This is a genomic window from Prochlorococcus marinus subsp. pastoris str. CCMP1986, assembly GCF_000011465.1.
Classification (GTDB): domain Bacteria; phylum Cyanobacteriota; class Cyanobacteriia; order PCC-6307; family Cyanobiaceae; genus Prochlorococcus_A; species Prochlorococcus_A pastoris.
Map to the genome: position 1 here is coordinate 1,447,647 of NC_005072.1, position 19,023 is coordinate 1,466,669.

Sequence of the window (19,023 nt, forward strand, 5' to 3'; positions counted from 1 at the left end):
GGGTTAAAGAGTGTTTAGTTTAGAGATCAGGAGTTGCCCTGATTCTTGGAAATGATAGCTTCAGCAACGTTACGAGGAACTTCCTCATAATTTGCGAACTCCATTGAAAATATGCCCCGACCTTGAGTCATTGATCGGAGTTGAGTGGCATAACCGAACATTTCGGCTAAAGGCACTTTGGCCTGTACTTTAGACAATCCATCATCGACAGATTGTCCTTCGACTTGACCTCTCCTTGAAGAGAGATCACCAATTACAGATCCAAGAAAATCATCAGGACTTTCGACCTCGACTTTCATCATAGGCTCTAAGAGGACAGGATTGCATTTTTTAACCCCATCTTTAAAAGCCATTGAACCTGCAATTTTGAAGGCCATTTCAGATGAGTCTACATCGTGGAACGAACCATCGACTAGTGTTACTTTTACATCAATCAGCGGATAACCGGCAAGAACCCCTGATTCGCAGGTTTCTTTCATTCCATTTGAGGCTGGTCCAATATATTCTTTTGGCACAGTTCCACCCACGATTTTGTTAACAAATTCAAACCCTTTGCCGACTTCGGCAGGTTCCATTTCAATAACTACGTGTCCATATTGTCCTTTACCTCCTGTTTGTCTTGCATATTTTCCTTCACCCTTGGAACTTGATCTAATTGTTTCTCTATAAGAAACCTGAGGGGCGCCTATATTTGCCTCAACTTTAAACTCTCTCAACATTCTGTCTACAAGAATTTCAAGATGTAGTTCCCCCATGCCGGCTATTACAGTCTGATTAGTCTCTTGATCTGTACTTACCCTAAAGGTTGGATCTTCTTCAGACAAGGCTTGTAAGGCCTTAGAAAGTTTCTCCATATCTCCTTTAGTTTTTGGTTCTACAGCAACTGATATAACAGGTTCGGGGATAAATAAAGTTTCTAGAACTATTGGGTCGTCAGTATTACACAAGGTATCACCTGTTGTTGTATTCTTCAATCCCAATACAGCACCTAAATCTCCTGCTCTTAATTCATCAACTTCTTCTCTTTCATCTGCTTTTAAGATGACTAACCTTGAAATTCTCTCTTTAGCATCCTTAGTTGAATTCATAACATAACTTCCTTTAGAAAGCACTCCAGAATACATTCTTACAAAAGTTAGTTTTCCATAAGGATCAGACATGACTTTGAAAGCAAGTGCACTGAAAGGAGCATTGTCATCCGAAGGTCTAACATCTTCTTTACCATTTGGTAAAACACCTTGAATTGGTTTTACATCAATTGGAGCTGGTAAATAATCAACTACTGCATCAAGAACTAATTGAACCCCTTTATTTTTAAAGGCTGATCCACATAAAACAGGAACCAAACCATGTTTGAGAACTCCTTCTCTAATCCCTTTTTTTAATTGATCTTCAGTTAATTCTCCCTTATCCAAAAATATTTCAATTAATTCTTCATCATTTTCTGCGACACTTTCCATTAATTTGCTTCTCCATTCCAATGCCTCGTCTTTCATCTCATCTGGTATAGGAGCTTCTTCAATATCAGTTCCTAAATCATTTTTGTATAAATAAGCCTTGTTACTTACTAAATCAATAATTCCTGAAAGATCACCTTCAGCTCCTATTGGAAGTTGAATAGGAAAAGCATTTGCTTTAAGACGATCTTTAATTTGTTGATTAACCTTTAGGAAGTCTGCGCCTGTTCTATCCATCTTATTAACGAAAACCATTCTTGGAACAGAGTATCTATCAGCTTGTCTCCAAACAGTCTCTGATTGTGGCTGAACTCCTCCTACCGCACAAAACACAGCTATAACACCATCTAAAACTCTCATTGATCTTTCAACTTCAATTGTGAAGTCAACGTGTCCTGGAGTATCAATAATATTAATTCTATGATCTTGCCAACTAGTAGAAATAGCAGCAGCTGTGATAGTAATTCCTCTTTCTCTTTCTTGAGCCATCCAATCTGTTACCGCAGCACCATCATGTACTTCTCCGATTTTATGAACAACCCCTGAATAAAAAAGTATTCTTTCAGTAGTAGTTGTTTTACCAGCGTCAATATGAGCGGCTATACCTATATTCCTTACTCGTTCAAGGGGAAAGTCGCGTGCCAATGTTAAAACTCCAAATAGAATGAATTGCTAAATAGCAACAGTTTATTTAATCAAATAAACTTTTGTTTAATAATAAACTAAATAAGGACCATTTTGGGTCGAAATTAGTATCTGTAGTGAGCAAAAGCTTTATTAGCTTCTGCCATTTTATGAGTATCCTCTCTCTTCTTAACTGCGCTGCCAGTTTCATTAGCTGCATCCATTAATTCACCTGCTAACTTTTGCGACATACTCTTTCCATTTCTTCCTCTTGAAAAGGTAACTAGCCATCTTAATGCCATAGCAGTTCCTCTCTCTTGACGAACTTCCATAGGAACTTGATAGGTTGCACCTCCAACTCTTCTAGCTCTCACCTCTACCAATGGGGTTGCATTCTTTACGGCTGTTTCAAATAACTCCACAGCATTTCCACCTGTTCTTTCACTGATTAGAGAGAAAGCATCTGATAGTATTTTTTGTGCAGTAGATTTTTTACCATGTTTCATCAATCTAGAAATCATCATTGAGGCAAGACGACTATTAAATTGGGGGTCTGGTAAAACCGGTCTTTTTACTGCTGCATTACGACGTGACATTTTAGAAAAGAATTGAAGTTAAAAAATTAATCATTTTTAGGGGCTTTTGCACCATATTTAGACCTGGATTGACGTCTATCTTTGACTCCTGCAGTATCTAAAGTTCCTCTTATTATATGGTATCTTACCCCCGGCAGATCTTTAACTCTTCCTCCCCTAAGTAGGACTACAGAGTGTTCCTGTAAATTATGTCCGATACCTGGAATATATGCGGTAACTTCAAAACCAGAAGTTAGTCTAACTCTGGCAACTTTTCTTAAGGCAGAATTAGGTTTCTTAGGAGTAGATGTATAAACTCTTGTACATACTCCTCTTCTCTCTGGACAAGATTTAAGTGCAGGAGATTTTGTTTTTCTTGTCAGACGTTTTCTTTCTGATCCAATTAATTGGGAAATGGTCGGCATCTATATTAATAGATAAAAATACATATCAAAACATCATAACCTTTTACGAGTCATATCTAAAGCATTTTTGATTTTTTTTGATTTATGAATAAAATTTTAATTTGTTTAGTAATTCTTCATTATTTTTGCTTTGTATTTTGAAATTCATTTTTATAATAGAAATAAATAAATTTTCTTATATAGTTAAATAATCTATGCGAGGGAGTATCAAAAGAAGCAACGAGTCATATCAAGATAGTTATTCTCCAAATGGAATTATTGGAGAGAAAGATGCTTGTGGTGTTGGTTTCATAGCAAATATTGATGGCAAAGAAAGTAATTGGATATTGAAGCAATCTTTAAAAGGTCTTAATTGTATGGAGCATAGAGGAGGATGCGGAGGAGATAGTGATTCTGGTGATGGGGCAGGAATTTTATGTTCAATTCCATGGGAATTTTTAGATAGAGAATTAAATTTAAATACTGAAAGCTACGAAAAACGAGGTTTAGGCATGATTTTTATGCCAAATAATGAATTAAAAGTTAAAGAATCAAAACTTATATGCGATGAAGAAGCTAAAGAATTAAATTTTAAACAATCATTTTGGAGAAATGTACCTATTAAAAATGAAACATTAGGAATTTTAGCAAAAGCAAACGCACCATTTATAAACCAATGGATCGTCTGCTTAGAAAAAGATGATAGTAGAGATATTGAGATGCTCTTGTTTCAACTAAGAAAAAGAATTGAAAAAAGGATAAGAGATAATACAAAAAATGCTATCGGTGAATGCGAATTTTATTTCGCATCACTTAGTTCTAAAACTGTTGTTTATAAAGGTATGGTTAGATCTGAAGTTTTATCAGAATTTTACGAAGACTTAAAGAAAGAAGATTTTAAAGTTTCTTTTTCTGTTTACCATCGAAGATTTAGCACAAATACCTTACCAAAATGGCCTCTTGCTCAGCCAATGAGATTTTTAGGTCATAATGGAGAAATTAATACCCTTTTGGGTAATATCAATTGGGCGAAAGCATCAGAAATACATATTGATGATTACTGGGGAGAGTTGTCTCGTGATATTAAGCCAATAGTTGATAAGAACAAAAGTGATTCATCAAATCTTGACGCAACACTAGAAATTAACATTCGTTCAGGCAAACCAATAACTGATTCCTTATTGAAACTTGTTCCAGAAGCATTTCGAGATCAACCAGAACTTGAAAGCAGAGAAGATATTAAGGCTTTTTATGAATATTCTGCTACTCTCCAAGAAGCTTGGGACGGTCCTGCTCTATTAGTATTTGCAGATGGAAACTATGTTGGAGCGACACTTGATAGGAATGGATTAAGACCTGCTAGATATTCAATTACCAATGATGGTTTTGTGATTATGGGTTCAGAGACAGGGGTAGTGGATATTGAAGAAAATAGAGTTATAGAAAAAGGACGTTTAGGGCCAGGCCAAATGCTCGCAGTTGATCTTTCTCAGAACAAAATTTTAAGAAATTGGGAAGTTAAAGCAGAAGCTGCCAAAAGAAAAAATTATAAAAAACTGATACAGAAAAGAACTATAAAACTCAAAAATAATGAATGGTCCAATACTTGTAATTTAAAAGATTTTGAATTACTCCAACAACAAACTGCTTTTGGTTTTTCCTCAGAAGACAATGACCTCATTCTTGATTCAATGGCTTCTCTTTCTAAGGAGCCAACATATTGTATGGGTGACGATATACCATTAGCAGTGCTCTCTTCTAAACCTCATATTTTATACGACTACTTCAAACAAAGATTTGCACAAGTTACTAATCCTCCCATTGATCCTTTAAGAGAAAAATTAGTAATGAGTTTAGAGATGCATTTAGGTGAAAGATGCTCTCCCTTCGAATTTAATGGTATTAAGCCTTTTATTCATTTAAAAAGTCCAATTATTAATGAAAAAGAATTAATTTCATTAAAAGAATCAGAAATTAAATCAAAAACCATTTCAAGTTTATTTGATATTGAGGAAAGAATAAAAGGATTTGAAGCAAAGTTAGATGATATTTGTAAAGTAAGCGAGAAAGCAATAAAAGAAGGCTGCTCTTTAATAATCATTTCTGACAAAGGAGTCAGTTCCAAACAAAGTTTTATTCCTCCTTTATTAGCTGTAGGTGCAATTCATCACTATCTTCTTAAAAAAGAAATAAGATTAAAAGCCTCGCTAATAATTGAAACTGGTCAATGTTGGAGCACGCATCACCTAGCATGTTTAATTGGTTATGGAGTTAGCGCTGTATGCCCTTGGTTAACACTTGAATCTGGAAGACATTGGTTACAACATCCAAAAACTCAAAAGCTTATTGCTACTAAGAAAATCAATCCACTATCAATTGATGATGTTCAGGAAAATATCAAAAAAGCTTTAGAAGATGGATTAAGAAAAATACTTTCAAAAATAGGGATTTCCCTTTTATCTAGTTATCATGGTGCTCAAATATTTGAAGCTGTAGGTCTTGGCTCTGACTTAATTAAAATAGCTTTCGATGGAACAACAAGTCGAATTGCAGGGATCACACTAAAAGAACTTGCAAATGAATCACTCTTAATTCATACCAAAGCCTTTCCAGAAATAGATTTAAAAAAATTAGAGTTTCTAGGATTTGTTCAGTTTAGAAATAATGGCGAATATCACTCTAATAATCCTGAAATGTCAAAGGTTTTACATTCTGCCCTAAAGCAAGGACCAGGATACGATCATTTTGAGACTTATAAAACACTTATTCGAAATAGACCTGTCACTTCATTAAGAGATTTACTGTCAATTAACTCGACAAGAAAAAGTATCCCTATAGATGAGGTTGAAAGTGTTGAATCAATATGTAAAAGGTTTTGTACTGGAGGAATGAGTTTAGGAGCATTATCAAGAGAAGCTCATGAAGTGTTGGCCGTTGCAATGAATAGAATTGGTGGGAAAAGTAATAGCGGGGAAGGAGGAGAAGATCCTGCTCGTTTTAATGTATTGAATGATATTGATGAAAATACTCAATCGGCAATATTACCATCTATAAAAGGCCTAGAAAATGGGGATACTGCTTGCTCAGCTATTAAACAAATAGCCTCTGGGAGATTTGGGGTTACTCCAGAATATCTAAGAAGTGGGAAGCAACTTGAAATAAAAATGGCTCAAGGAGCTAAGCCAGGCGAAGGTGGCCAATTACCAGGACCAAAAGTTGATTCATATATTGCAAAGCTAAGAAACAGCAAACCTGGAGTAGCCTTAATATCTCCACCCCCACATCATGATATTTACTCTATTGAAGACTTGGCTCAGTTAATTCATGACTTGCACCAAGTTCATCCAAGAGCGAAGGTCAGTGTAAAGCTCGTTTCTGAAATTGGGATAGGTACTATCGCTGCTGGAGTTAGCAAAGCGAATGCTGATGTAATACAAATTTCCGGGCATGATGGAGGTACAGGGGCTTCCCCTCTAAGTTCTATTAAACATGCTGGTTTACCGTGGGAATTAGGCGTTGCAGAAGTACATAAATCCCTTATGGAAAATAATCTTAGAGGGAGAGTACTTTTAAGAACTGATGGCGGACTTAAAACAGGATGGGATGTGGTAATCGCAGCTATTTTAGGTGCGGAAGAATTTGGTTTTGGTTCAGTAGCAATGATTGCTGAAGGCTGCATAATGGCGCGTGTTTGTCATACAAACAAATGTCCTGTAGGTGTAGCTACTCAAAAAGAAGAATTAAGAAAAAGGTTTAAAGGTTTACCTGAAAATGTCGTGAACTTTTTCTTATATATTGCTGAAGAGATAAGACAAATAATGAGTAGCATTGGAGTATCTAATATGGAGGAATTGATTGGCAATCAGGAATTTCTAACAGCAAGAGATATTAAACTTCCAAAAACTGCAAATATCGATCTTAGTTCTCTAATTAAAAAAGGGACTCAATATAAAGACAGGTCATGGTTAAAGCATTCTAAGACTGCTCATACTAATGGATATGTATTAGAGGATCAATTTTTGTCTGATAATGAATTCATGAATTCTATTAAGAATCATGGGAAAGTAATTAAAGAAATAGAAATCAAGAACACTGACAGAAGTGTATGTGCAAAAATATCAGGTGAAATTGCGGGGCTTTATGGAAATAATGGATTTAATGGTGAACTAAATCTCAATTTCAAAGGATACGCAGGGCAGAGTTTTGGTGCTTTTTTATTAAAAGGAATGCATATCCAATTAATTGGAGAAGCTAATGATTATGTTTGCAAAGGAATGAATGGAGGTGTACTTACTATTGTTCCTCCCCAAGTAGATGAGAAATCTTCAGAGCAAGTAATATTGGGTAATACCTGTCTTTATGGAGCAACAGGAGGCAAGTTATTTGCTTTAGGTAAATCCGGAGAAAGATTTGCTGTTAGAAATAGTGGAGCTACTGCAGTCACAGAAGGTTCGGGCGACCATTGTTGTGAATATATGACTGGTGGCAAGATAGTAATTTTAGGTTCAACAGGAAGAAATATTGGAGCAGGAATGACTGGTGGAATAGCTTATATACTTGATGAAAATAATGATTTAGAAAATAAAGTGAATAAGGAAATAGTTAGTATCCATAAAATAACTAGCCTTAAGCAGGAAGAAATTTTATTAGGAATTCTTGGTGAATATCTAGAAAAAACAAAGAGTCTAAAAGCATCCAAAATAATCAATAATTGGTCTAATTTTAAGGGAATTTTTAAAATAGTTGTTCCTCCTAGCGAAGAAGAAACGCTTGGTATATAAAGTTAATGAATGCCTATTTTTATAAAGACTGAACTAATAAAAAAAGAATACTTAATTCAAAAAGATATAAGAAAGAAAATAATCAATGAACATATCAAATGGATAGAAAATTTAAAGAAAAAAGGAATAAATATCAAAAGTGGGTTTCTGGTGGATGAATTCAAACAATCAGGAGCTGGTGGGTTACTAATTCTTGAAATTGGAACGTATAAAGAAGCCTTAGAAATTATAAAAAAAGATCCGATGATAAAAAATAATATTGTCGAATGGAAATTAAATGAATGGATTAATATTAATAAATAGATAATTTAATTATCTTGGAAACTTTTTCATGAGTTTCTGAATCTCTTCAGCATGATAACTACTACGAGTTAAAGGAGAACTGACAACTTGCATAAACCCTAATTCATTTTCTCCAAATAATTTAAAATAATTAAATTTTGAAGGGGTAACAAATCTTTGGACCTGAAGATGTTTTGGGCCTGGAGATAAATATTGACCAATAGTAACTATATCTACATCATTTTTTCTTAAATCCATTAGAAGAGTAAGAACTTCATCATCCTTTTCTCCTAATCCCAACATGAATCCAGATTTAGTATAAACACTTGGGAAATATTCTCTTGTTCTTTTTAGTAACTCTAAAGTTCTTTGATAGTTTCCTTGTGGCCTTACTTTCCTATACAAAGCTGAGACAGTTTCAATATTATGATTTAAAACATTTGGTCTAGAATCTAAAATCTTTTCAAGTGCTGACCAGTTACCACATAAATCTGGAATTAATAATTCAATAGTTGTTTCAGGAGATTTTTTTCTAACTTCAGAAACACATTTATAAAACTGAGAAGCTCCACCATCATCTAGATCATCTCTATTAACTGAGGTAATCACAACATGTTTAAGTTTTAATCTAAAAACAGCCTCTGCTAAACGATCTGGTTCTGTTGGGTCTAAATCTCTCTTGGATCTATCAAAATCAATATCACAATATGGACATGCTCTAGTACAACCTGGTCCCATAATTAAAAAAGTTGCAGTCCCGCTAGCAAAACATTCGCCAATATTAGGACAGCTTGCTTCTTGGCATACAGTATTTAATTTTAAATCACTCAATAAATTTGCAGTATTCCCTATTCTCTCAACTTGAGGTGCTTTTACTCTTAACCAGTCAGGCTTCGTAACTGCATTTTTGGAAATATTAGTCAAATTAATTATTTCAAACCAATCATCTCTAATTTTAATCAAAATAATTTAACTTTACTATTTTTATTTACTTCACTAAAGAAATTAAATTTCTAATTAAATCAGGAAGAAAATTAAAAATCACTTTTAGAAAAAAATTTGGCATTTTTTTAAACAGTTTCCCACAAAAACTAGTTATGCAATAAACAAAGCGTTCTAATAACATAAACTAGTACAATATTCAGAACGTTTTTTTAAATACAGTTTTAAAACAATATAATCAATTTTTTGTATAACTAACATAAGATTATTATTACAAAATTATGTTCTATAAAGTGTTTTTTTCCTATGTATTTGATACAGTTAAAAATATATGTATTAAAACGTTGACTATTAAATTTAAAAGAAAACGTTTTCTTTTATCTGAAAAAAATAAGAAATCCAAAATTATTGGATATGCAAGAGCTATAGATAGTGAATTTGATTACTTAAAAGAACAAATAAAATGCTTAAAAAATGAGGGTTGCAGCTTAATATTTTCTGAAATCGTAAGTTTAGATGAAGAAATAAAACCCGAACTTAGAAAAGCTGTAAATTATTTATCAAAAGGAGATGAATTAGTCGTTACAAAACTAGATCGGGCATTTTCTAACAGGAATGAATGTATAAAAACAATTCATAAACTCTTGAATAATGATGTTAGGTTGAGAACTTTATCTGGTTTTTTATCTCCCAAACATTCATCAGATATATCTTTGTCAGTCTTTAATATTTTATATGAGTTAGATAATTTAGATAATGAGTGTTTGGGAGAGAGGAAAAAAGAACTTATTTCGCAAAGAAGATTAAATGGAAATAATTTAGGTGGAAGACCGAAAATTAGTCCTTTAAAAGAATCATTAGTGATGAGGTTACGTAATGAGGGTTGCTCATATCGATCAATCAGAACTCAAACTGGAATTGCTTTATCAACAATTAGAAGAATAATTTTAGATGGAGAAGCTAGCTGATATGAATAAAAAAGAACTTGAAAACCTGATTAAAGAAAACCTTAAAGATACTGCATTACGCATTCATGAATTAGATAATAAAGATAGAAATAGTTTAATCGCTGAATATAAAGAATGGATTCTGAATGACTTGGATTTTGATGAGGTTATGATGTTACCTTACGAAGCCTATACAAATAAATTAGATAGAGATTTCTTAGATGACTTAAATTAATATCAAGCAAAATTATTATTATATTTGTATACAGCCTTAGCTATTTGGGGAAATATGGTCTCATCTTTTAAGTATTTCTCTCCATTCCCAAAAATAACTAATAAAGTCTGTAATGAGTCATTGTTAACCCACCAAGCGGCATCATGTCTAGCTTGTGACATCAAACCTGCTTTACTCCAAAAATTAGTATTCTCTGGTAATCCCTCTCCTAAAAACCCGTTTACTTGATTAAGGGGATCCATATTAAGAACTTTCTTATCTAAATTTCTTTTTAAAAAACTTCTTAAATTTAAATTATCTTTTTGATAATCAAGTTTTATCATTATCTCCTCCAAAATTCTTGCAGTTGAATCAGTTGTCATCATATTCCTATTATTGTTTTCAGTTCCATAAAATTCCTTTTCTCGACCAAACGGTCCATCATCCCAAGTTTTTTGGCAGCAATTTATCTCATTTAATTCACTCCAATTAAGCTCTTTTAACCAATCATTGATTATTGACCTTTGATATTTCCAATTCTCCCAAGAATCTCCTTCTATACATGGACCACTTGTAGTCCCAGTGATAATGTCGATTAAAAAGCTTGTTGCATCATTACTTGAGTAAAAAAGCATTTTATTTACTGCATCACTTATTTCTTGGGTGAATAATATTTTTTTTGTATCAATCCATGAGTATGCAGCGAGACCATAAACTAGCTTTACGATGCTTGCAGGATAAATGAGCTTTGTATTATTGATTCCACATCCAAAGCCTTTATTTAATTGATTGTTTTCACTTTTATAATTGATCCAAGTTATTGCGAGATCATCTCTTAAATTTTCTATATTGTTAGAGCAAATTCCGTCTAAAATATCATTTAAGGCTAAACCCATTTCTTCTCGTAAATAATAAAAAGACATTTTATGAAAGAACATATAGACCCTACCTCACTATTTAAGCAAACTAATTTTTCAAACACTATTTGGTGGAAAGTAAAAATTAATATTTCTGGGTATCAAAATGAAACTGAAAATAATTTAGTAACGGAAATAGCCAAAAATAGACTTTTTAGACTTATTTATCCAAGTCTTTATAAGAGTAAAAATAAATTGTCCAGAATATTAGTTCAATTTTATGAAGATGGTTATATCTGTTGGATTGATTTAGATAAATTATTTATTGAGAAATTTGATGTTAAAAACAGTATTCTCGATTCTGAACAAATATTAATACAAACAAAAATTCCATTAATTCTTAGTTGGATCAAAGATCGATCTAAGGAAAAAAATATATATCTTTGGGGTGGTACATTAGGTCCTAATTTTGACTGTTCTGGCTTGATTCAAACCGCTTTTTTAAATCATAAAATTTATATACCTAGAGATTCTTATCAAATTAAAAGTTTTTGTAAGCATCTTTTCAATTTTAAAGAAAATAATAAATCACTTAAAAAAGGAGATATTTTATTTTTTGGAAAGCAAAATAAATGTGATCATGTTGGTATTTATAAAGGGGATGGACTTTATTACCATAGTTCGGGTATAGATTACGGAAGAAATGGTATAGGAATAGACACTTTAAAAGAAACTAACGATAAAATTTCTCTACATTATCAATCAAAACTTATTTCTGCAGGAAGAATAACTAGATCATACAGATGGAATAAATCTATCAGGTAATATTTTATTTAAAAACTAACTATTGAAAGTATCTCTAGTTAGATAATGAAATCAACCAGTAGTCCAAATATTTTTAACAATTGGCATTATGGTATCTAAATGGAGAGTTCCTACAAGAAGCCATGCAAACACAGCACCACCACAACCACCTAACCAAAACCCGCTTGTAAAATCGGCCCAGCCTGTTCTAGTAAACAAGTCTGCAGGAGGATTATATACTGTGGCATCTGGAGGTTGAACATTAGGAGCTTTTCCTGGAGCATTATAAAGAACCAAAAGCCCTGTCAATATGTGCACAGCACCTATTGTTGCAAGTAATCCTGCTGTTAATGCGAAATCAGAATTTCTTAACGGACCAGTCATAGAAAATGGACCATATAAAAGATATCCAAATGCTGCTCCAGTTTCTAAACCTCTGAAATTTGGAGAAATCCCTTCTCTATAAAAAGGTAAATTATTAATAAATGCCTTTGTAAAGTAACCACTATTAACAGGTGTTGCAAGATTTCCAACACATGGATCTGAAACTGGTTTTACAGCCCATTGATTTGCAATACCAATGTCATTTGGCTGAACAGAATTATCTATATATTTTTCATCAAATTTAATAGAACTTGTTGATTCTGAGAATGATTTTTGAAAGTCGCTCATTTTTAATAAAAGTGTAATTTTTAATTTATTTAATCAGTAGCTGTAATCAATCTTCCAATTAATACAAGAAATACTGCTGGGGTTACTAGACCAATCAATGGGACAAAGATTGATGGTAAGAACGTTGAAAAATCAGATGGCATAATCTACTAAAGATCTTTGAACACTTTAGTATTTAAAGGACAAATAGTGTAACTTTTATTACTGGATGATATAAAAATTATTAACTTTATATATGCTAAATTTTTTCTCAATTGTTCTCATCATTTTAATAATATTTTTTATAGTAATTTTCAAGAAAAAAAATATATTTAATGCTTTTAATAAAAAGAAATTATATCCAATTAAAGAAATGTGTAATGAAAATAATATAATTACCTCTTCAGAAAAAATTAATCATAATCAAAATAGCGCTAATAAGTACTCAGAGTTTTACAAAAGAAAACTAAAAGAAAAAATGAATAGCCTTTTTAAAGGTTCAGCAGAAGACAAATTGAAAGCCTTAAATTTAGCAGAAGAATTAGCAGATAAATCTACATTGCCAATTCTCAAAAAAGGTTTAAAAGAAATGAATTTACAGATAGTTGAACGTTCAGCTGCTCTTATTAGAAAGTTTAAGTAAAGATTTACTCATTAGAAATACTTTGAATTTTTCTAATCCTATAAATTGGCCTATTTTGACTCTCGTGATAAGTTCTAATTAATAGTTCGCCCAATAATCCAAAACTAAATAATTGAACTCCAGCAATTCCTAATATCAAAGCAAACATCAACATCGGCCTATTGCCAATATCATTTCCTAGGAGTTTGATAATAAATAAGTAAGATGTCATTCCAAGACTAACTAAAATGCTTATAATTCCAACGAAACCAAATCCATACATTGGTCTGGTTAAAAATTTAGTCATAAACCAAACTGTAAGCAAATCCATTAAAACCCTAAACGTTCTATCAATCCCATATTTACTAGAACCGTATTTTCGACTTCGATGGTTGACTTTAATTTCTTTAATTTTAGCTCCTTCAATTTTTGCTAATACAGGCAAAAACCTATGAAGTTCTCCATATAATTTTATATCATCTAAAATCTCTTTTTTGAAAGCTTTTAGTGAACATCCATAATCATGCAATTTTAGACCAGTAACATTGGCTATTAACTTATTTGCAATTTTTGATGGTATACGTCTATTAATTAACTTATCTTTTCGATCGTATCTCCATCCGCAAATTAAATCATAGCCTTCATTTATATGTGAAATTAATTTAGGGATATCATTAGGATCATTTTGCAAGTCTCCATCTAAAGTAATTACAACTTCACCATTAGAATTATCAAAACCGGCCGCCATTGCGGCTGTTTGTCCGTAATTGGTTCGAAGTGAAATGACTGATAATTCCTTAATATTGATAGTTAATTCATCCAATACATTTGAAGTACTATCTTGAGAACCATCATTTACGACAACTATTTCAAAATTTAATTTATTAGAAGACATCACATTTAAAACTTCATCTAATAAATATCCAATACTCTCACTTTCATTAAAAACAGGAATAATAATAGAAATTAACTGATTAGGATTTGTCATGTCATATGAATAGCGATTAATAATCTTATAATTTTAACTTAAATTAGAACAATAAAATTAAACAAAAAAAATCACCACTAATGTGGTGATTTAAATTATTTGATAAAACTTTATCCAAACTTACCTGAAGTAGATGCTATTACAAATGCTCCGAAAGTAAGGATATTTCCAATTGTAAAATGCGCCAGTCCAACTAGTCTTGCTTGAACAATTGAAAGTGCAACTGGTTTATCTCTCCAACCTACAAGGTTAGCTATTGGAGTACGCTGATGAGCCCAAACTAATGTCTCAATTAATTCTTGCCAGTATCCTCTCCAAGATATCAAGAACATGAATCCAGTCGCCCATACAAGATGACCGAATAAGAACATCCAAGCCCAGACAGAAAGTGAATTAACACCGAAAGGGTTGTACCCATTAATTAGCTGAGCAGAGTTTAACCAAAGATAATCTCTAAACCAACCCATTAAATAAGTCCCAGACTCGTTAAATTGAGCTACATTACCTTGCCATATGGCTAAATGTTTCCAATGCCAGTAGAAAGTTACCCATGCTATCAAGTTCAAAGCCCAGAACATTGCAAGATACATGGCATCCCATGATGAACTATCGCATGTACCTCCACGACCAGGTCCATCACAAGGGAATGCATAACCCAAATCTTTCTTATCAGGAATTAGTTTTGTTCCTCTAGCATCTAAAGCTCCTTTAATAAGGATTAATGCAGTTGTATGAAGTCCAAGAGCTATAGCATGATGAACTAAGAAATCTGCTGGGCCAATTGGTAAAAAAGCACTTAATGCATCTTGTCTATTAATTAAATCCATCCAGTAATGGTTTCCTGGCAAAGAGTTTGCCGCCAGACTTGCTGAACTAGTAGGATCCGAAAGAAGTGCGTTAAATCCATACATCATCTTTCCTTGAGCTGCCTGAACAAACTGAGCGAATACTGGTTCGATCAAAATTTGTTTTTCAGGATTTCCAAAAGCTACAACAACGTCATTATGAACATATATTCCTAATGTATGAAAACCCAGGATCATAGTGACCCAACTCAAATGACTGATAAGAGCTTCTTTTGTACCTAATACACGAGCCAATACATTATCTTTATTAAGTTCAGGATCATAATCTCTGACAAAGAATATTGCTCCATGAGCAAAAGCACCAACCATTAAGAACATGGCTATGTATTGATGATGGGTATATAAAGCTGACTGTGTGGTGTAATCTCTAGCAATAAAAGCATAAGAAGGTAAAGCTCCCATATGTTGAGCTACTAATGAAGTTGCAACACCAAGAGCAGCCAAAGCTAAGCCTAATTGAAAGTGAAGAGAATTAGTAACAGTTTCATAGATACCATCATGATTAATTCCAAAACTACCTTTATGAGGATCAAGTGGATGTCTTGTATTATGTGCTTCTGTGATTTCTTTTAAACTATGTCCAATACCGAACGTATTTCTATACATATGTCCAGCAATTATAAATACAGTACCTATTGCAATATGATGGTGAGCTATATCAGTTAACCATAATGCTTCACTTTGAGGATGAAGTCCACCTAAAAAAGTAAATATTGCTGTACCAGCACCCTCTGATGTTCCAAATACTTGCTCTAATGTATCTGGATTCTGAGCATATGCTCCCCAGTTAAGTGTAAAGAAAGGAGCTAAACCTGCAGGATGAGGAAGAACTGTTAACCAATTATCCCAACCTACATGAATACCTCTAGATTCAGGAATTGCAACGTGAACTAAATGTCCTGTCCAAGCGATACTACTAAAACCAAATAAAACGGCAAGATGATGATTTAATCTAGATTCGTTGTTTTTAAACCATGCCAGAGATGGTCTGAATTTTGGTTGCAAATGTAGCCAACCAGCAAATAAGGTCCAGCAAGCCAAGATACTCATAAAAATTGAAGCTTGGAACAGTTGCTCATTAGTTCTCATTCCAATTGTGTACCACCAATGATATAAGCCTGAATAAGCTATATTTACAGGTCCGCTGGCTCCTGCCTGTGTCATTGCTTCGGTAATACCTGATCCAAAATGAGGATCCCAAATAGCATGAGCTATAGGACGAACATGAGTTGGATCAAGGACAAATTGCTCAAAATTACCTTGCCAAGCGATATGGAAAAGATTACCGGCTACCCAAAGGGCAATTATTGCTAGATGTCCGAAATGTGTAGAAAATAACTTTTGATAAAGCTTTTCTTCAGTCATACCATCATGACTTTCAAAGTCATGAGCAGTAGCTATTCCGTACCATATTCGGCGAGTTGTAGGGTCCTGAGCTAGACCCTGGTTAAATGATGGAAATTTTGTTGCCATTGTATTAAAAAGGAGAAGTTCAGGTTATTTAGCCAAGCCCGAAAAGGCGAGCATGGAAGAATGCCCAAGTAGTAGCAATACCACCCACTAAGAAGTGAGTAACACCAACTGCACGACCTTGAGTAATTGATAGTGCCCTTGGTTGAATTGTTGGAGCAACTTTCAGTTTGTTATGAGCCCAAACAATTGATTCAAATAGTTCTTGCCAGTAACCTCTTCCGCTGAATAAGAACATTAAGCTAAATGCCCAGATAAAGTGTGCTCCCAAAAACATCAGGCCATACATACTTATAGCTGAACCATAACTTGTCAAAACCTGAGAAGATTGGGCCCATAAAAAGTCTCTAAGCCAACCATTAATAGTAATGGCACTTTGAGAGAAGTTACCTCCAGTAAGTCCCCAAACATCGCTTTGCATCTTCCAAGAAAAATGGAAAATAACAATTGATAAACAGTTATACATCCAGAAGAGTCCTAAGAAAACATGGTCCCAAGAAGAAACTTGACATGTACCTCCTCTACCAGGGCCATCACATGGGAATCTAAATCCTAAGGATGCTTTATCAGGAATCAATCGTGAGCTTCTTGCATACAGAACACCTTTAAGAAGAATTAAAACTGTTACGTGTATTTGGAATGCATGAATATGATGAATCATCAAGTCAGCAGTTCCTAAGGGGATTGGAGCAATAGCAACCTTTCCACCTACTTCAACTAAACTTCCGTTAAATACTTCACTTATAGCTTTATGAGGTAAGGCTTCAGCTGTACCGGCCAATATTGAAGTCCCAACGGCTGAAGCTTGAATACTTTGAACCCATTGAGCAAATATTGGTTGAAGTTGAATTGCAGAATCACTAAACATATCTTGAGGTCTTCCTAAAGCTCTCATTGTGTCGTTATGAATATAGAGTCCAAAACTATGGAAACCTAACCACATACAAACCCAATTAAGGTGACTTATTAACGCATCTCTTGCTTTTAAAATCCTATCTAAAACATTATCTATATGTTTAGCTGGATCGTAATCTCTAACCATCGCTATGCCCGCATGAGCTCCAGCTCCAACAATAAATAATCCACCTATCCACATATGGTGAGTAAACAAACCAAGCACAGTCATGTAATCAGTCGCGATGTATGGATAAGGAGGCATCGCATACATATGATGAGAGATCAAGATACTAAGAGAACCGAGCATTGCTAAGTTGACAGAAAGCTGTGCATGTCTACTTTCAGCCATAAATTCAAAGAGTCCTTGATGCCCTTTAGGTGCTGGGAATAAAATTGGATCCCCTTGTTGAGAATCTAATATTTCTTTCATACTATGGCCAATACCATAGTTAGTTCTATACATGTGCCCACCAATTATCGCAATAACTCCAAAAGCTAAATGATGATGTGAAACATCAGTCATCCATAGACTTCCTGTAACAGGATTTAAACCACCTTTAAAAGTTAGGAAATCTGAAAAAGCAAGCCAATTTAAGCTAAAGAAATTTCCAGTACCACTTGCAAGTCCTGGAAAAATTTGAGCAATTATTTGAGGATCACACAACTGATGAGGCATTGGCATATCGGCAATTGTTGCTATCTCTTTGCCATTAATAACTAGAGGTGTACCAGCATCAATTGCATCCAACAGTGCTGCTGTCGGAGCACCAATATGTATACAATGACCTGCCCATGCAAGTGATCCAAGGCCAACTAAACCAGCAATATGGTGGTTTAACATTGACTCTATATTTTGGAACCATTCCATTTTTGGAGCGGCTTTATGATAATGGAAGATACCTGCATGAAGCATTAATGCAGCCATTACAACTGCTCCAATAGCTAATGCCATTAATTCACTTTCATTTGTAATTCCCCATGCTCGCCACATGTGAAATACTCCAGAACTTATTTGAATTCCATTGTAGTTAGCACCTAAATCACCATTAAGCATTTCTTGCCCAACTATTGCCCAAACTTGTTGAGCACCAGGTTTTACATGAGTAGGATCAGCTAACCATCCTGAATAATTTGAAAATCTCGCTCCATGGAAAAATGCAGCGCTCATCCATATGAAAATAACAGCAAGGTGTCCGAAATGAGCTGAGAATATTTTTCTTGTAGCTTCTTCAGCATCTCCTGTATGTATATCAAAATCATGGGCATCTGCATGCAAATTCCAAATCCAAGTTGTGGTTTTTGGACCTTTGGATAATTTACTAGACCAGAAACCTGGTTTATCTAATTTGGCAAAATCAATAGGTCTGGGATCAGCCTTGACGGGGGATTCCAAAATCTTTTTGTCTTTTTCTCCACTTTCTGGTGGGCTAATGGTCATCTAGCACCTCTAAATAATTGACCCTTAAGTAGATTTATCACACTCAAAAGCCTACGTATTAATAGTAGTCTTTATGAGGAACGAGCAAATCAAAACTTAAGATTTTCGTTACCAAAAATAATAGGCTAAAGATTCTTTGATCATGCAGGAAAGTAACAAATGTTTCATTGATTGTTACTTTTCAATATTTCTATTGAATCCCTT

The 19,023-nt window shown here is 33.8% G+C and carries 16 protein-coding genes; 6 read left to right on the plus strand and 10 right to left on the minus strand.

Annotated elements, in window-relative coordinates:
• Positions 1-26: 26 nt before the first annotated feature.
• From fusA to rpsL, 3 genes are all read right to left on the minus strand, one after another.
• A complete protein-coding gene (fusA, locus tag TX50_RS08095; protein WP_011133137.1) occupies positions 27-2,102 on the minus strand; it encodes an elongation factor G in 2,076 nt (691 codons plus the stop codon).
• 104 nt (positions 2,103-2,206) lie between these two features.
• Entirely contained in the window at positions 2,207-2,677 is a 471-nt protein-coding gene (gene rpsG / locus TX50_RS08100; RefSeq protein ID WP_011133138.1) for a 30S ribosomal protein S7, read from the minus strand.
• A 26-nt stretch (positions 2,678-2,703) separates the two neighbouring features.
• The gene (gene rpsL, locus TX50_RS08105) at positions 2,704-3,081 is read right to left on the minus strand and encodes a 30S ribosomal protein S12 (protein WP_011133139.1); all 378 of its coding nucleotides are present in this window, start codon (positions 3,079-3,081) and stop codon (positions 2,704-2,706) included.
• Between the two features lie 194 nt (positions 3,082-3,275).
• On the opposite strand from rpsL, the gene gltB reads away from it, so the two are divergent.
• Together gltB and TX50_RS08115 are read left to right on the plus strand one after the other, a co-directional pair.
• Positions 3,276-7,841, plus strand: coding sequence for a glutamate synthase large subunit (gene gltB, locus TX50_RS08110; protein ID WP_011133140.1), 4,566 nt, complete (start codon positions 3,276-3,278; stop codon positions 7,839-7,841).
• Positions 7,842-7,850: 9 nt separating this feature from the next.
• Positions 7,851-8,144 carry a YciI family protein gene (locus TX50_RS08115; protein WP_011133141.1) on the plus strand — a complete coding sequence of 98 codons (294 nt, stop codon included), beginning with the start codon at positions 7,851-7,853 and terminating at the stop codon, positions 8,142-8,144.
• A gap of 9 nt (positions 8,145-8,153) precedes the next feature.
• Here the strand turns inward: TX50_RS08115 and lipA are convergent, their stop codons facing one another.
• Positions 8,154-9,047, minus strand: a complete 894-nt coding sequence (gene lipA, locus TX50_RS08120; protein WP_011133142.1) for a lipoyl synthase — start codon at positions 9,045-9,047, stop codon at positions 8,154-8,156.
• Between the two features lie 299 nt (positions 9,048-9,346).
• Between lipA and TX50_RS08125 the strand changes: the two genes are divergently transcribed.
• Together TX50_RS08125 and TX50_RS08130 are read left to right on the plus strand one after the other, a co-directional pair.
• Positions 9,347-10,033, plus strand: coding sequence for a recombinase family protein (locus TX50_RS08125; protein WP_011133143.1), 687 nt, complete (start codon positions 9,347-9,349; stop codon positions 10,031-10,033).
• A 1-nt stretch (position 10,034) separates the two neighbouring features.
• A complete protein-coding gene (locus TX50_RS08130) occupies positions 10,035-10,247 on the plus strand; it encodes a hypothetical protein (protein WP_036930687.1) in 213 nt (70 codons plus the stop codon).
• A gap of 2 nt (positions 10,248-10,249) precedes the next feature.
• Here the strand turns inward: TX50_RS08130 and TX50_RS08135 are convergent, their stop codons facing one another.
• Positions 10,250-11,149: a serine hydrolase gene (locus TX50_RS08135; RefSeq protein ID WP_011133145.1), complete on the minus strand. Its 900-nt coding sequence runs from the start codon at positions 11,147-11,149 to the stop codon at positions 10,250-10,252.
• Between the two features lie 3 nt (positions 11,150-11,152).
• Here TX50_RS08135 and TX50_RS08140 point away from each other — a divergent pair, with 3 nt between their 5' ends.
• Positions 11,153-11,908 (plus strand): C40 family peptidase, encoded by a 756-nt coding sequence (locus TX50_RS08140; RefSeq protein ID WP_011133146.1) that lies wholly within the window; start codon positions 11,153-11,155, stop codon positions 11,906-11,908.
• Positions 11,909-11,959: 51 nt separating this feature from the next.
• Here TX50_RS08140 and TX50_RS08145 read toward each other — a convergent pair whose 3' ends face one another.
• Together TX50_RS08145 and TX50_RS08150 are read right to left on the minus strand one after the other, a co-directional pair.
• Positions 11,960-12,559 (minus strand): photosystem I reaction center protein subunit XI, encoded by a 600-nt coding sequence (locus tag TX50_RS08145; RefSeq protein ID WP_011133147.1) that lies wholly within the window; start codon positions 12,557-12,559, stop codon positions 11,960-11,962.
• A gap of 29 nt (positions 12,560-12,588) precedes the next feature.
• Positions 12,589-12,702 carry a photosystem I reaction center subunit VIII gene (locus tag TX50_RS08150; protein ID WP_011133148.1) on the minus strand — a complete coding sequence of 38 codons (114 nt, stop codon included), beginning with the start codon at positions 12,700-12,702 and terminating at the stop codon, positions 12,589-12,591.
• 209 nt (positions 12,703-12,911) lie between these two features.
• On the opposite strand from TX50_RS08150, the gene TX50_RS08155 reads away from it, so the two are divergent.
• Positions 12,912-13,181, plus strand: coding sequence for a hypothetical protein (locus TX50_RS08155; protein ID WP_225866758.1), 270 nt, complete (start codon positions 12,912-12,914; stop codon positions 13,179-13,181).
• 4 nt (positions 13,182-13,185) lie between these two features.
• Here TX50_RS08155 and TX50_RS08160 read toward each other — a convergent pair whose 3' ends face one another.
• The 3 genes from TX50_RS08160 to psaA form a co-directional block, all read right to left on the minus strand.
• The gene (locus TX50_RS08160) at positions 13,186-14,148 is read right to left on the minus strand and encodes a glycosyltransferase family 2 protein (protein WP_011133150.1); all 963 of its coding nucleotides are present in this window, start codon (positions 14,146-14,148) and stop codon (positions 13,186-13,188) included.
• Positions 14,149-14,258: 110 nt separating this feature from the next.
• Complete coding sequence (gene psaB / locus TX50_RS08165) at positions 14,259-16,487, minus strand: photosystem I core protein PsaB (RefSeq protein WP_011133151.1); 2,229 nt, start codon at positions 16,485-16,487, stop codon at positions 14,259-14,261.
• A 28-nt stretch (positions 16,488-16,515) separates the two neighbouring features.
• Positions 16,516-18,819 carry a photosystem I core protein PsaA gene (gene psaA, locus TX50_RS08170; RefSeq protein ID WP_011133152.1) on the minus strand — a complete coding sequence of 768 codons (2,304 nt, stop codon included), beginning with the start codon at positions 18,817-18,819 and terminating at the stop codon, positions 16,516-16,518.
• Between the last annotated feature and the right edge of the window lie 204 nt (positions 18,820-19,023).